The sequence below is a fragment of the uncultured Nostoc sp. genome (assembly GCF_964245575.1).
Lineage (GTDB): Bacteria > Cyanobacteriota > Cyanobacteriia > Cyanobacteriales > Nostocaceae > Nostoc.
In genome coordinates this window covers 1-14,084 of the sequence record NZ_CAXTNP010000215.1, presented here as the reverse complement: position 1 = coordinate 14,084, position 14,084 = coordinate 1, and the positions used below count along the sequence as shown (strand labels likewise).

The 14,084-nt window shown below is 40.4% G+C and carries 17 protein-coding genes; 7 read left to right on the top strand and 10 right to left on the bottom strand.

The window, feature by feature from the left end; all coding sequences use genetic code 11:
- Positions 1-37: 37 nt before the first annotated feature.
- Both ACFFAP_RS27310 and ACFFAP_RS27305 read right to left on the bottom strand, forming a co-directional pair.
- Entirely contained in the window at positions 38-265 is a 228-nt protein-coding gene (locus ACFFAP_RS27310) for an AMIN domain-containing protein (protein WP_375514167.1), read from the bottom strand.
- A gap of 12 nt (positions 266-277) precedes the next feature.
- Complete coding sequence (locus tag ACFFAP_RS27305) at positions 278-583, bottom strand: hypothetical protein (protein ID WP_375514166.1); 306 nt, start codon at positions 581-583, stop codon at positions 278-280.
- 418 nt (positions 584-1,001) lie between these two features.
- Here ACFFAP_RS27305 and ACFFAP_RS27300 point away from each other — a divergent pair, with 418 nt between their 5' ends.
- Positions 1,002-3,401, top strand: coding sequence for an FAD-dependent oxidoreductase (locus tag ACFFAP_RS27300; RefSeq protein ID WP_375514165.1), 2,400 nt, complete (start codon positions 1,002-1,004; stop codon positions 3,399-3,401).
- Positions 3,402-3,519: 118 nt separating this feature from the next.
- Here the strand turns inward: ACFFAP_RS27300 and ACFFAP_RS27295 are convergent, their stop codons facing one another.
- Both ACFFAP_RS27295 and ACFFAP_RS27290 read right to left on the bottom strand, forming a co-directional pair.
- Positions 3,520-3,930: a hypothetical protein gene (locus ACFFAP_RS27295; RefSeq protein ID WP_375514164.1), complete on the bottom strand. Its 411-nt coding sequence runs from the start codon at positions 3,928-3,930 to the stop codon at positions 3,520-3,522.
- A 179-nt stretch (positions 3,931-4,109) separates the two neighbouring features.
- Positions 4,110-5,204 (bottom strand): NAD/NADP octopine/nopaline dehydrogenase family protein, encoded by a 1,095-nt coding sequence (locus ACFFAP_RS27290; protein WP_375514163.1) that lies wholly within the window; start codon positions 5,202-5,204, stop codon positions 4,110-4,112.
- Positions 5,205-5,998: 794 nt separating this feature from the next.
- Here ACFFAP_RS27290 and ACFFAP_RS27285 point away from each other — a divergent pair.
- A complete protein-coding gene (locus ACFFAP_RS27285; RefSeq protein ID WP_375514162.1) occupies positions 5,999-7,210 on the top strand; it encodes a substrate-binding domain-containing protein in 1,212 nt (403 codons plus the stop codon).
- 2 nt (positions 7,211-7,212) lie between these two features.
- Here ACFFAP_RS27285 and ACFFAP_RS27280 read toward each other — a convergent pair whose 3' ends face one another.
- On the bottom strand, positions 7,213-7,371 hold the full coding sequence (locus tag ACFFAP_RS27280) for a hypothetical protein (protein WP_375514161.1): 159 nt from the start codon (positions 7,369-7,371) through the stop codon (positions 7,213-7,215).
- A gap of 63 nt (positions 7,372-7,434) precedes the next feature.
- On the opposite strand from ACFFAP_RS27280, the gene ACFFAP_RS27275 reads away from it, so the two are divergent.
- The 5 genes from ACFFAP_RS27275 to ACFFAP_RS27255 all read left to right on the top strand — a co-directional run bounded on the left by ACFFAP_RS27275 (position 7,435) and on the right by ACFFAP_RS27255 (position 11,703).
- A complete protein-coding gene (locus ACFFAP_RS27275; RefSeq protein WP_375514160.1) occupies positions 7,435-8,313 on the top strand; it encodes a substrate-binding domain-containing protein in 879 nt (292 codons plus the stop codon).
- A 337-nt stretch (positions 8,314-8,650) separates the two neighbouring features.
- Positions 8,651-9,529 carry a substrate-binding domain-containing protein gene (locus tag ACFFAP_RS27270; RefSeq protein WP_375514159.1) on the top strand — a complete coding sequence of 293 codons (879 nt, stop codon included), beginning with the start codon at positions 8,651-8,653 and terminating at the stop codon, positions 9,527-9,529.
- Positions 9,530-9,611: 82 nt separating this feature from the next.
- Positions 9,612-10,310 carry an ABC transporter permease gene (locus ACFFAP_RS27265; protein WP_375514158.1) on the top strand — a complete coding sequence of 233 codons (699 nt, stop codon included), beginning with the start codon at positions 9,612-9,614 and terminating at the stop codon, positions 10,308-10,310.
- A complete protein-coding gene (locus ACFFAP_RS27260; RefSeq protein WP_375514157.1) occupies positions 10,307-11,389 on the top strand; it encodes an energy-coupling factor ABC transporter ATP-binding protein in 1,083 nt (360 codons plus the stop codon). The genes ACFFAP_RS27265 and ACFFAP_RS27260 overlap by 4 nt, the downstream gene beginning before the upstream one ends.
- A gap of 77 nt (positions 11,390-11,466) precedes the next feature.
- On the top strand, positions 11,467-11,703 hold the full coding sequence (locus ACFFAP_RS27255; protein ID WP_375514156.1) for a Uma2 family endonuclease: 237 nt from the start codon (positions 11,467-11,469) through the stop codon (positions 11,701-11,703).
- A 15-nt stretch (positions 11,704-11,718) separates the two neighbouring features.
- On the opposite strand, the gene ACFFAP_RS27250 is transcribed toward ACFFAP_RS27255, so the two are convergent.
- From ACFFAP_RS27250 to ACFFAP_RS27230, 5 genes are all read right to left on the bottom strand, one after another.
- Entirely contained in the window at positions 11,719-11,859 is a 141-nt protein-coding gene (locus tag ACFFAP_RS27250; protein ID WP_375514155.1) for a hypothetical protein, read from the bottom strand.
- Between the two features lie 165 nt (positions 11,860-12,024).
- Complete coding sequence (locus ACFFAP_RS27245) at positions 12,025-12,207, bottom strand: hypothetical protein (protein WP_375514154.1); 183 nt, start codon at positions 12,205-12,207, stop codon at positions 12,025-12,027.
- 24 nt (positions 12,208-12,231) lie between these two features.
- A complete protein-coding gene (locus ACFFAP_RS27240; protein ID WP_375514153.1) occupies positions 12,232-12,468 on the bottom strand; it encodes a hypothetical protein in 237 nt (78 codons plus the stop codon).
- A 141-nt stretch (positions 12,469-12,609) separates the two neighbouring features.
- Positions 12,610-13,308 (bottom strand): type 1 glutamine amidotransferase, encoded by a 699-nt coding sequence (locus ACFFAP_RS27235; RefSeq protein ID WP_375514152.1) that lies wholly within the window; start codon positions 13,306-13,308, stop codon positions 12,610-12,612.
- Between the two features lie 71 nt (positions 13,309-13,379).
- Positions 13,380-13,994 carry a TetR/AcrR family transcriptional regulator gene (locus ACFFAP_RS27230; RefSeq protein WP_375514151.1) on the bottom strand — a complete coding sequence of 205 codons (615 nt, stop codon included), beginning with the start codon at positions 13,992-13,994 and terminating at the stop codon, positions 13,380-13,382.
- Positions 13,995-14,084 lie beyond the last annotated feature (90 nt).

Genomic DNA, 14,084 nt, shown 5'->3' with positions numbered 1-14,084 from the left:
GATCGCCTTCTACCCTCGTAACATCTCACTTGTCAATTTACTTCAATCTTCTGGTCAAAGTCCCGAAAATTCCCTCAAGTGGTTTTTGAGAGCGAAATGTAAAAGCATTGCCATCAGCCAAACGTAACTGCCCACCAGATACATCAACGATAAAATTATTACCCGTACTGCGATTTGTCACTTGCAGTTGAGTTCCAACAGTTGTCTCTAAAATTATCTTCACACCTTTATCAGTGGGATTGGCTTTAACTCCAGTAACTAGTATAACTGAACTTCCTTAAGAAGAACGGTTATTTGGTACTGACGACTGCACTAGCATTTGGGCGCTAGTGCTAGGACGTGAGATTTCATTCAATTGCCGAATTTTTCTGCTGGGCAGAGGTTTAAAATTTTCCTGGCTTTGAATTTCCTGTTTCTGTGCCATTGGTTTAACTTCTGCCCGTCCAGGCTGAATCACAACAGCACTCAAGCATCCCGATAGACTAACTAAAAGCCACAGTCGTACATCACCAGACAACCACCAACGCTTCATCACAACTCCTGATACACTAGCATTACTGCCAATAGTTTCTAATTCAATCAAGCTGAGTATAAAGAATGAATTGCAACTCAGTCTATGACAAAAACCGCATTATGTGCCTGAAACCGACTATCACAATGCTGGCGATCGCGTAAGCGTCCGCTCTGCAAAAGCGCAAACCTGTTGGTTCGCAATCTGGGATAAACGCACTTAACCCTTATTTTTTCATTTCGTATTTTTCCTAACCGTTTTGAAAATAAGCGAACCAATTTTCAAAACACCTTTAAACTATCTACTCGTTTTTTCATTATTAGTACTGCTTAGTTCTTAACTAAAAAATGTTGCTAAGTAATACTCGTATTAAATGCCAAATACTAAGAATTTCTTAACCCTACGCCAACCTAAAATTACCCGAATTAATATCATTAATGGGTAAGCTAATACATTTGTTTTCTACTGAGAAAAAGTGAGACAATCTTTAATGAGTAATCTATTGCTAGACAATGATGTAAATATTTTAGTAATTGGGGCGGGAGTAAGTGGTCTGACAACTGCTATATGTCTGAGAGAGGCAGGTTTTGGTGTTGTAATTGTTGCAGATCGTTTTGCCCCAGATTTAACCTCTGTTGTAGCAGGTGCATTGTGGGAATGGCCACCAGCAGTCTGTGGTCGTCATGGATCTCCTAGATCCCTGGAACGCTCTAAAGAGTGGTGTATGACTACCTATAATAAATTCAAAAAAATACACGCAGAGTTTGGTTCAGAAAAAACAGGAATTTATTTAAGGGATGCGTATTTCTATTTTAAGGATGTTTTAGAAAATCGACCTACTGAACTTCGCAAAATGAATGAGTTGAAGGATAAGGTTGATGGATTTGAAAGAGGCTTACAGATTGTCAAAGAAACGATTGATTTGAGTTTTAAAGGAGGTATAAAAGATGCTTATAAACACATGGCTCCGATGACAAACACTGATGTCTACATGAAGTGGTTACTTCAATACGTAAAGAATATCGGATGTGAGATTATCCAGGAAAAAATCACTGTCAATGTGGTTCAAAATGAACAAGAATTACTTCGTCGTTTTAATGCAAGGGCAATTGTTAATTGTGCTGGACTAGGTTCGATCGCAACTACAGGAGATACTTCCATGTATCCCTTGAGGGGCGCACTTGTCAGGGTTAAAAATTTGGGGAAAGTTGTGACAGACGCTCATTGTATTTCCCACGAAGAATCTTCTTCAAATGAGCAAGACATCGTTTACATAGTTCCTAAAGGGGATGATTTGGTGGTCTTGGGAGGATTAACGCAGCAAGACCAATGGAATACAGACCTATCTCTTGAGGTTCCAATTATCCAACAGATGTATGATGGCTGTTTGGAGTTTCTACAGGAATTAAGAGAACTCCCACTAGATGAGAAGGAGCCTGTTAGGACTGGTTTACGACCATTAACAGAGGAAAATGTTTGTGTGGAAAGGGTTTTAAACACACACGTATTTTATAATTATGGACATGGAGGGTCAGGAGTAACTCTGTCATGGGGATGTTCACAGGAAATTCTCCAGTTGATACAAAAAATGCTCTATGAGGAGGCAAATCCAGCTGCCTTGGACAGTAGTAAGATAGATAGCAATAAGCAGACTGTTTTTGTGCTGCATGATATGCTTCCTTACGAAACTGATTTTAAGCATATCCAATCGGATAATAGAAATCTGGTTTTACTCTGTAGTAGACGAGGACTTAGTAAGGTTGTACCCTCCCAGTATCAGTACTTGGATCTTGTGCAGATTGTAGAACCTTACAATTTGCAAAATCTGCTCCAAACCTATCAACAGATTCAGACTGATTATAAATTGGATAACAATCGGATTGTTACCAATGATGAGTATTCGGTATTGTTAGCTGCACAGTTGCGTGAAGCTCTAAATTTAGTAGGCGATCGCCCAACCATGATCCACCAGTTTACCGATAAGAGTTACCTAAAATCTGCCCTGAAAAATTCTCTAATTCGGGTGCCAAAGTATCTGACTTTTGCTCAAGACCAATACCGTAAAGACCCAGTTTCCTACTTAAGGTTTGTTCTAAAAGAACTAGGTAATCACATCTTTATCAAACTAGTTACGGGAGCCGGAAGTGAAAAAACTAAAAGAATTCATACTGTTGATGATTTGAAAGGTTGGTGTGACAGCAATGTAGATTCAGATGAAGAATTTGAATTAAATGAATTTATTAAAGGTCAACTATACAATACAAGTGTTGTCATCAAAAATGGTCAACCTTGTTATTTTGCTGCTTGCAAGCACTATCGACCGAATGATGAGTTTATTTATGGCGCTCAAATCGGCAATATTGTTGTTAGAGAAGAAGAGCCAGAATTTCAGAAACTTTGGCAATTCTCAAGTGATACGTTACAAAGTTTGGAACACGGTTACCCCCAAAATGGTGTAATCAATATTGATTTCTTCTTACAAGAAGGTAGCGAAGAACCAATTCTGATGGAAGTAGCTGCACGCAGCCCTGGAGAGCTAGTATCGAGAATGTTTGAGATATATCAGGGGGTACGTTTAAACGAGTTACATCTCCAATTACAGATTGGTGATTCCCCTGACATCGTTCTCAAGGACAAGAATGAGTGGAAGTACAGTGCTTACTCGATTCATCCCAAGCAGGACGGTGTTGTTACAGCAATTGAGAAGCCAATTCTCGAAAGTGATGTGAAAGTTTATTGGCAGATTTATTTGGAAGAGAAACTGAATGAATCGCAAAGTATGATGGATGTTGCTATTGCCATTGTTTTGAGCCATCATGACTTTTCAATTCTTCAACGAGATTATGAGGTAGCCAATTCTACTAATTTCTACAATATTAAGAAAACGTGAGTTCAATGACTTAAAGTCAGTAGACGGCGAATATCATACGCGAATCATCTTTCCCTTTCCACATCCCGTGAAAAGTCAGCTTCCAGTATGAAGTTTAAAAGTTAGCTTCGATTTTTAGTTAGCGAGAGTCATCTATCGTAAGCGAATACGCAATGTTTTCTGCCTCAATTGCAGTAATCCTATATTTAACGGCACTAGAGACATCAGTGACTAAATAACCTTTACCCAAGGCTGGCTTTCCGGGTGTTGCTACCAGTGAAGATGTAGGTTGCCCTTTGTCATCCAATAATTCAAGATAAACAGTACCCCGCCCAACCTCTAGCTTGACCTCAGTATTTAAGCGGCGATTGTTAACGTCTTTGAGTTTGATGGTTTCAGTAGTAGAACCATTGGCTTGCAAGATAATGCCCCCATACAGACGGGGTATACGGGAAACAACAGTACTAAACGTGACGATCCTAGCACTGATTAAAGCAACACAAGCAGCCAAAACTATCATTAAAGTCAGGACTATTGCAACTTTGTTCACAACGACTAGACTCAATCTACTCTATGAAGAAAATTTTACTCTTCTTCGTTCAGTTTTGTGCCTAAATTGCGGGACTGAGCAAGAAATACAGAGATGGTCGGCATGGGGGCATCAGCACGACCTTAAACGGACAAAGAGCGATTGTAAAACTACGAAGAGTAGCAAGTTGCTGTGAACCGTCAAGTGTTTCCCTGTGGCTCAAGCCTAGTGAGTATGTCAATGAGCTGATGCCGATCCAATTCTAGAAACTCAGCGTTCCACTCCAGAGGTATGTCAAGGAACTTATTTGCGATTGTGATGCAACTGTCTAGAAATGGTGTTTCTACTCCAGCTAGGCGAGCTAAAACTTGTAGGGGAAAACAGCCATAAGGCAGATCCTCAACTAAATAGCGGTGATGGGGGTTATACAGCGTCGTACTGGAGTAGGCTCCAACCTGCTGCATATGTTCGTAAAGGGACGATCCGGTGGTTCCGTATGTGATTTGATAGTGGCTTTTGATATCAATTAAATTGGGCACTGCCAGTGCTTCACCTACTGCAATGCGATCGCGATCCAGGTCGTCAATAAGTCCAACAGTACGAGGGCCAACGTTATGATAAAGGTTGTAATCCTCACCAGATTCCCATCTAGCTAATGAAGTTAGAAGCAGGGGAAGGTGGATAATGTCATTAACTTTATTGAGATTTATTTCTAAAACCGAGCCAGCAGCGCATAAATTACTAAAGACAGTTTGGTAAGCGCTCACAATCCGCATTGTCATGGTTTGGTTCTGAGCTGCCACAAAGAACTTGTTAGTAAGCGTACTAATCTTAACTTGATCCTCCGTATTACTGCGACTGACAAAAGGAGTATTATTGACATCAGCCACAACAGGCAACTGTTCCTTAGCTATTCCCAGTCTCTGGAGTACCTGACAAAAAACCCGACCTGCAAAGCGACTAGCACAGAAAACCAGAATATTCATTTCAGGATTGACATATTCAGCTAGAATCCTGGCGTAGAGTTCGATGTCTTGACCGCGACAACAGATTAGCACGTTGAGTGGTAGCTTACCACCATTTAGTGCCGCCAACTCATAAATGTTATTGGAACAAGCTGCAACTAAATAACTTCCGGGAGAAACCGATCCAATTGAGTGAATGGTTTTTGTCTGGGCAACTATGGAAGAACGCCGAGAGAAAAGGTAAACACTATATCCTTGAGTACTCAAATAGACAGCTGTTGCTAAACCAATGTGTCCTCTGCCTACAACCAGGTAGCTATTTTGTAGCATTATCCGAAAACCATAAAAAGGGATACCTTAAATTCACCACTTGCATAAAAATTTCGTCTGGACGTTGCTGAATCCAAGTGTGAATTATGCACTTGCCTCAAGCCTGCAAGCGTTGTGCACCTGCATCGACACATAACCTTGGAGCGGATTTTATTACTTAAGCAACACCATCTGAACACGCGATCGCTAATAAAAATCTGATGATTAACATGTAGACACAGGTACGTTGCACGAAAATATTTAGGCTTCAAATCATTCATCTTTACTACAAAATGTGAAAAATTATGTAGCTATAAATACACTTATCACGAGAAAATCCCAGGAAAAACTTTTTATTTTTTAGCAATTATTTTAGCGATGTGTATGGTATGCTTGCTACGGGTAGATAAAAAACAGTAATAAACTAACAAAAAGTCTGAAATTACTTGACTTCCTGCAAAAACAAAAATCTGGCAAGTATTTTGACAATATCTATGGTATGCAAGATTACAAAAGCATTAACAGAACTTCCAGCAGAAAAGGCACACACTATAGCAATTCGATTTGATTCGGTGAATCACTTATAGAGATAGGGAACGGGGAAGAAAAAATAATGGTGTGTGAATTGTTTCAAAAATCAAATAGGAGTTCTATAAAAGACCTTGCTATTACTTCGGCAGTCAATCATCAAAAATTTCACCGTCAGTCATGAAAATCTGGCTTTACCCTACTCCCCTACACCCTTTTTCAAGTCAGATTAAATGTGTCCGCTACGGCTTTTTGTAACAGATAGATACAGCCTCATAAAGCAGGATATGAATATTTGCAATAACCTGAAGGCAATTAGGAATCGTCTGGGCATAAGTCAGCAAGAATTAGCTAATATAGCTGGCGTAACCCGTCAGACTATTGGTGCTGTGGAAACGGGACAATGTACTCCTTCTGTTGCTGTTTCCTTGCGTTTAGCTAAAGCACTTGGTTGCCAAGTTGAGGACTTATTCTCTCTAGGAGAGGAGGATTTACCCAAAGTTGAGGCGATTCTTGCCGATTCGACCCCTAACAACCAGCAATCACAAGTTATTCTAGCGCGGATTAGGGATCGATGGATAGCTTATCCCCTATTAGCCAGAGATGCTTTTCGCATCGAAATGATTCCATCAGATGGTGAGGTAGTTGCTGTGAGCCACCCCATTGTCGGGAGTGGCGTTAGCGCAAGCGGTAGCGACATAGGAGCATCACCTCTAAGGGCTGAGGGTGAGGCACAGAGCCAGACAGGTACAAATAAAGTCCAGGTTCGGCTTCTGGATGATATGGACAAATTGCACAACACAGTTGTGATTGCTGGTTGTACACCTGTGCTTTCCCTCTTAGCAAGAGCAACTGAACGCTGGCATCCGCAACTGCGAGTTCATTATCGTTTCGCCCATAGCAAGGCTGCATTGCGTAGTCTATGCCGAGGTGAAGTTCACATTGCAGGGATGCACTTATACGATCCCCAAACTGGGGAACATAACATTCCCTTTGTGCGAGAAGCCTTAACAGATAAGAGTGCTGTCTTGATTACTCTTGGGGTTTGGGAAGAGGGATTGTTAGTTCCACCAAAAAACCCAATGGGAGTTAAAACAGTTTCCGACTTAGTAGAATTTGGAGCAACTGTTGTCACTCATGAAGTGGGTTCTGCTAATCGGATGCTTTTAGAACGGAAACTCCAAGAAGAAGGAGTGCCATTGGAGGCTGTGAAAAGATTTAACCATATCGTTCACAACCATCAAGATGTTGCTTTATCTATAGTCTCAGGAGTTGCTAATGCAGGTATCAGTACAGCATCTATAGCTGCTACCTTTGGTTTGGGATTTATTCCCCTTCATAGTGCGCGATACGACTTGGTGATTCTCAAGGAATACTTGGAAGAAGCACCAGTACAGCAGTTTATCAATATCTTAGGACATCAGCTAGTGCGATCGCAATTACAAATTCTCGGCGGTTATAACATCAGCAAGACTGGGGAAGTTGTAGCAAATATTTAGAGTCACAGAATCATCACTTTATTATGAACAACAATGCTATTTAGATTAACGACACCATCTTGCAAAATGGCGAACAAGCCGTAGGTATAGCTTTCAACGTTAAGGAAAAAATTGCGATCGCTCTTAGGGTTGCCGTAGGCATCGCTCCTGTGCTGTCTCAATGTGTTTTTGCGTAACACCTTATTACTCTGTCAATGCGTAAATCTTATATTTCCAGAGGTTCTATGATTCGGAGAATTTTCATTGCATTTTTGGCATGTTGCTTGGCGATTCTGAGTGCTGAAGCTAGTGATATGCTGGGTAAGCAAAACCCAGCTATTGCACAGTCTCCAACGAGTAAAAATTTGATTGTGGGGATGACAACCAGCATTCAGGACAGTGGGCTGCTAGATGATTTAGTTCCGGCGATTGAAAAGAAAACAGGATATAAGCTCAAAAGCATTTCTGTCGGCACTGGACAGGCTTTGGCTCTAGCTGAAAAAGGTGAAGTTGATGCCGTATTTGTCAACTCGCCTAAAGCTGAACGCCAAGTTTTGGCAGATGGTGCGGTAACTAATCGGCACTTGGTAATGCACAATGATTTTGTGATTGTCGGCCCAGATACAGATAAGGCAAATATCCGAGGAAAAAAGAATGCTGTAGAAGCATTCTCTTTGATTGCTAAAAACAAAGCATTGTTTATATCGCGGGGTGATGACTCAGGTACTAACAAACTAGAAAAAGATTTATGGCAACAGGCTAATATTAAACCATCTGGCAGTTGGTATCAGCAAACAGGTTTAGGAATGGCAGAAACTTTGCAAGTTGCTAATCAAAAACGGGGATATACCTTAGCAGATCGGGCGACATATATATTTCAGCAGAAAAACTTGTCTTTACCAATACTGGTGCAAGGAGACAAGAAACTGTTGAATTTGTACCATGTCATGCAGGTGAATCCTCTGAAATTCCCGAAAGTGAATAGTGCAGGAGCTATAGCGTTTATTAATTATGTCTTATCTGCTGAAGGACAGACAGTGATTGCAGCCCACGGGCAAAAACAGTTCGGACAACAGCTATTTTATCCAGATAGCGGTAAAACAGAGAAAGATTACGGCTTTTAAAGAAACTTGAGCATCAGTTCATCAGGGTAAACGCATCTAAATTACTCTTGATCGCAACCAAGGTTAAGAACCAACAAAAAAATCAGCATTTCTTGATGCGTTTGCCGTGATCAGCTCGTCAAGGGTTGCTCAACTGCATATTTCACCATTATTTTACAATTTTTCATCCTTATGGGCAGACAAGAGTTCTGACTACAGCGCTTGTTATGGAAGTAGGGAAAGGAAATTACGATGTGGCGATGGCGATCGCATACATTCTACTCCTGATTACATACACCATTATCGTGTTGCTGACTATCCTACAGCATGACATAAATTATATATTCCTGGAGGTTTCATGATTCGGAGAATTTTCATTGCATGTTTGGCTTGTTTCTTGGTAATTCTGAGTGCTGAAGCGAGTGATATACTGGTCAAGCAAAACCCAGCTATTGCCCAGTCCCCAGCAAATAAAAATGTAATCGTGGCAATGACAACGAGCATTGAGGACAGTGGGCTGCTAGATGATTTGGTTCCAGCGATTGAAAAGAAAACAGGATATACCTTAAAAAAGGTTGCAGTCGGCACTGGACAAGCTTTAGCATTAGCTGAAAAGGGTGAAGTTGACGCACTGTTCGTCAATTCACCGAAAGCCGAACGCAAAGTTTTGGCAGGTGGTGCAGTAACTAATCGGCACTTAGTAATGCACAATGACTTTGTAATCGTCGGCCCAGATACTGATAAGGCAAAAATTCGAGGGAAAAAGAGTGCTGTAGAAGCATTCTCCCTGATTGCTAAAAATCAAGCCTTGTTTATATCGCGGGGTGATGACTCAGGTACTAATAAGCTAGAGAAAGATTTATGGCAACAGGCAAAAGTCACACCCTCTGGCAGTTGGTATCAGCAAACAGGTTCAGGAATGGGGCAAACTTTGCAAGTCGCTAATCAAAAACTGGGATATACCTTAGCAGATCGAGCAACCTATATATTTCAAAAGAAAAATCTGTCTTTGCCAGTACTGGTGCAAGGAGATAAGAAACTCTTAAATCTCTACCATGTCATGGAAGTAAATTCTCAGAAATTCCCCAGGGTGAATAGTGCAGGAGCTAAAGCGTTTATTAATTATGTCTTATCTCCTGAAGGACAGACACTGATTGCAGCCCACGGGAAAAAAGAGTTCAAACAACCGCTATTTTATGTTGATGCCGGTAAAACGGAGAAAGATTACGGCTTTTAGAAAAAATTGAGTATAAGATCATCAAGGGTTGCTCTACTGCATATTCACCATTATTTTCCAGTTTTTTAAGAGATTTGTATTTGTGAATACAATCATCGAAGGAGCTTTCAAAGCTCTTGAGCTATTAACCAGTGGCGATAGTGACATTTTCCAAGTCATGACGATGACATTGTTTGTATCTGGAACAGCTACAGCCATTAGCGTTTTGCTGGGACTACCATTAGGATTATGGCTAGCATTAGTGGATTTTGTCGGCAAGCAAACTCTAACTAGTTTGATTAACTTTGGCATGGGATTACCGCCAGTTGTAGTCGGTTTATTCGTCAGTCTGTTTTTGTGGCGGTCTGGGCCGTTAGGAGATAGTGATTTGATGTACACACCCACAGCTATGATCCTAGCCGAAGCCATTATTGCTTTTCCAATTGTAGCTGGCTTCAGTTTTGCGGCAATTATCAGTATTAATCCGAAACTACGCTGGCAACTGCTATCAATGGGGGCGACACAGTGGCAAGTCAACTGGTTGTTAATCAAGGAAGCACGGTTAGGGTTAATGGCTGCAATCATGGCTGGTTTTGGTCGCGTCATCTCGGAAGTTGGTGCATCCATGATGGTAGGCGGCAATATCAAAGGGCAGACAAGAGTCCTGACTACAGCGATCGTTATGGAAGTAGGGAAAGGAAATTACGATGTGGCGATGGCGATCGCATACATTCTACTCCTGATCACATACACCGTTATCGTGTTGCTGACTATCCTACAGCATGACAAGAAAATTCTATGAGTACTAACGAGTATGTCCTGAATATGCGACAGGTTAGCGTCGATAGCAAAACACGTAAAAATATCCTGTCAATTGAAAATTTTGCAGTCCGTCCAGGAGAACTGGTCGCTGTGCTTGGGCCCAATGGCGCTGGTAAAAGCACTTTGTTAAGAACAATCAATCTCTTGCAACCTTACCGTGGTGAGATGCAATTATTTGGACACGATGTCCGCAATACCAATAAAACATTGTTGCGTCGTCGTTCGGCTTTGGTATTTCAGGAAACCTTATTACTGGACGACACTGTTTTTAATAATGTTGCCAAGGTATTAAAGTTTCGCGGAACACCAACACACAAGATAAAGCAAAGGGTACATACTGCACTTACAACTTTTGGCTGCGAACACCTGGCAAATCAGTCAGCTCGTTCTTTGTCTGGTGGTGAAGCCAAACGGGTTTCTATTGCCTGCGGTTTAGTTGCTGATTCGGAATTGCTGCTTTTGGATGAGCCTTCTGCTTCTTTAGATGTGGGCATACGTGCCGAGATGATCGAGAAAATTAGACAATTAGCCCAAGCTAGGGGATCGGCAGTCATATTAGTCAGTCATAATTTTACAGATATACTGCATTTTGCTAATAGAGCGATCGCTTTATTTGACGGCTGTATTGTCCAGGATGATAACTTGGAAACCATCATCCGCCGACCAGCTAACGAACAGCTTGCAAGATTGGTAGGGATAGATAATATTATTCCGTGTTGGGTAGAACGGAGTAGCCGTGGAAGTTTTATCAAACTTGCAAACGGGATAGAGTTTTTATATCCTGGGGAAATCACAAAGCCAATTACTACATGTTGTTTATCTGGCGATACTTTTAATGTTTACGATGTAAGTTCTTCAATATTGCATAAACCTTGGTCAGTAATTATTGAAGGGCTAATAGAACGGGTTTTAAATGGTATTGGGATTTGTAGTATTTGGGTTAAGGTGGGAGAACAAACTTTAATCGCCAGAGTGCCTCGGAATCATATATCCGGCAATGTATATCCCCATCAAATGATTAAACTAGCATTCAATGCGGCAGATGCACATTTTGTTTAGAAAAAATGGCGTTGCTCAATTGAGATACAAAATTTAAAAATCAGCTATTCTCAACTCTTACTCTCTGTTACTCTAATGTGCTGAAACATCGAAGATTTGAGCGAGGCATTTTAGCCAAGTTGAAACTGTATTCAGTTCAGGGAGTGCAGGAGTATTGGATTGTTGATCGCATTGCTCAACAAATTGAAGTCTATCGACGAGACAATGCTCAGTTAAAACAGGTGACTAGGTTGCTGGTTGATGATGTGATTACGTCGCCGTTGCTGCCCAATTTTGCCTGTGAAATAGCGCGTCTTTTTGTGTCACGGAGCTAAGGGCGATCGCATGAATCAGCAGGTGGATAGCACTTGGGGGTTTTGCGGTTCCAGTACAGCAGCTTGCTGAAAAATCTGTAAAGCTGCTTGGTACTCTCCCCGATCAAGTTGGTTGTGTCCTTGCTCTAGTAAACTCGCCACGCTAGCATTTGGCATTATTGCCTAAAGTCCAATATTTGATTGATATTATAACTTCTTGGCTGAGTAATAGGCTGTTATAAAATCCATTTGGGATAATTATTACAAGAATGATAATGTCTATTGCTAAAATCACTAAACAAAACAACTAGAAGGCGTTACTGGTACTCTGTACGATTTCCATTACAAAACCATTAAATAAGTATCTTTTCCTTCCATTGGCAAAACTCGCAATTTCTGATTTTGTAAATCGGGTTCTAATCCTAAATCTTCTAAAGGTATTAATCCCAATAACGGATCTGAACCTTCTGCTAATTCAATACAATTGAATGTCCCTTCTCTTCCCTCAACTGAAAAATTCAACATTTTAAAAACCCGAGCTTTTTGTACTCATGTAGCTATTTTTACATCTACTTCTCCTTGCAGAGGCAATCCCAAATCAAGAATAATATTTTTAGGCAAGTACAACCTTGTTGCACCTGTGTCAACTAAAACATTATGTAAAGTAATTGAGCGTATTTGTTCTGTGGGAATAAATCCTCTTTCTGGGAGAGTTTGGTCAATTTGGTTAGTAATAGTGATTGTGGTAGTTAATTTGCCCATTTTTTCAGTTTTGCTATTTGTCATATCATTTTCCTATAAATATTTTATAGATATTACTCTATGCAAAAACAGCAATATAATGATTGGCTCAAAAGAATTGTAGCGAAGTGGTAGGTAGAGCGATCGCTTAAAGATGGGCAGCTTTATTGCGTGATAAATATTAGATTATTTTGTAAAAGTTGCAAAATAATCTAATATTTTGTGCATCGCAGTGTTTAGATTACTAAAATCATCATCCCGTGCCAACATTTCTTCAGGTTTCTGAATATATTTACCTGTCACTAATTCCGAGGTGCAATTTTCAATAAGTTGTCGAACACTGTCTTGAGTTGATTCTAGGTGAAATTGTAAACCTAATACTCTATCTTCATAAATGAAAGCTTGATTTGCACATACTTTGCTAGAGGCTAGTCGTACAGCACCCAGTGGTATGTCAAAAGTATCACCATGCCAATGAAACACAGTAAAAGTTGCAAGGAATGAAGCAAAAACAGCAGAATTTTGTGCTTCTGTTGTCATTTGAATCGGATACCAACCTATTTCTTTTTCCTGACCTTTGTAAACCTTGGAACCTAAAACATCAGCGATTAGCTGCGAACCAAGACAAATACCAATAACTATTTTATTCTTTTTAATTGCTTCTTCAATAAAATGTTTTTCTAAAGTCAACCAAGGATACTTATCATCCTCATAAATATTCATCGTCCCACCCATTACTATTAACCAATCTAGGTCATCAACAGATGGTAAACAGTCACCGTTATAAAACTTAGTTACGGAGAGAATATAATCTTTCTTCGTTAACCAGTGTTCAATACTAGCAAGTCCTTCAAATGGCACATGTTGTAAGTAATGAATTCTCATCCCTGACTGCTCCGAACTTGGTTGCAGTGTGATTTTTTACATTAAATCATATAATAGTATAATAGACTTTTTTACTCAACACTCAGCACTGTTTCGGTAACGCCGGATTTTGATGCAGTCTGGATTAGGGTTGCCGCAACTTTTTTCGCCTGTGAAGCAGTTGACCAACTTCCTTCCATCATCGCAACCACGATCGCACCTTGTACGATGAGAAGCAGTTGCCTGGCTAACTGTTCCGGTGATGAAACTTCTGCTGCTTGAGCTAGGCTCTTGATGTAATGATAGATTGATTGTTGATGCTCTAATGCCACTCGATGTCCAGGATGATCAGCATTGGCTAGTTCCACTGAAGCATTAATGAATGCACAACCTCGGAAATCTGGGCCCTCAAACCATTCCCGCAGGGCATCAAATATTGCCAATAGTTGTTGGGATGGGTTAGAAGCTCGTTCCTCAATCGTGGTTTTGAGCCATTCACACCATTGTTCATCCTGTTGTCGCAGCCACGCTTCAATCAATGCATCCTTTGACTTGAAATGATTGTATAGTGACATTTTTGCAACGCCAGATTCTGCAACGATTCTGTCAATACCTACATTGCGAATTCCTTCTCGATAAAACAAGCTTGATGCTGTACTTAGGATGCGATCATGAACAGATTTACGGGTTGTTTTCGGTTTAGTCATTTAGATCACATCCTTGAATAATGTGTAACCGTTAAATACTTCATCAATAATACTGACAAATATTTTCCTAATTTTAGAATTGCTTCAACT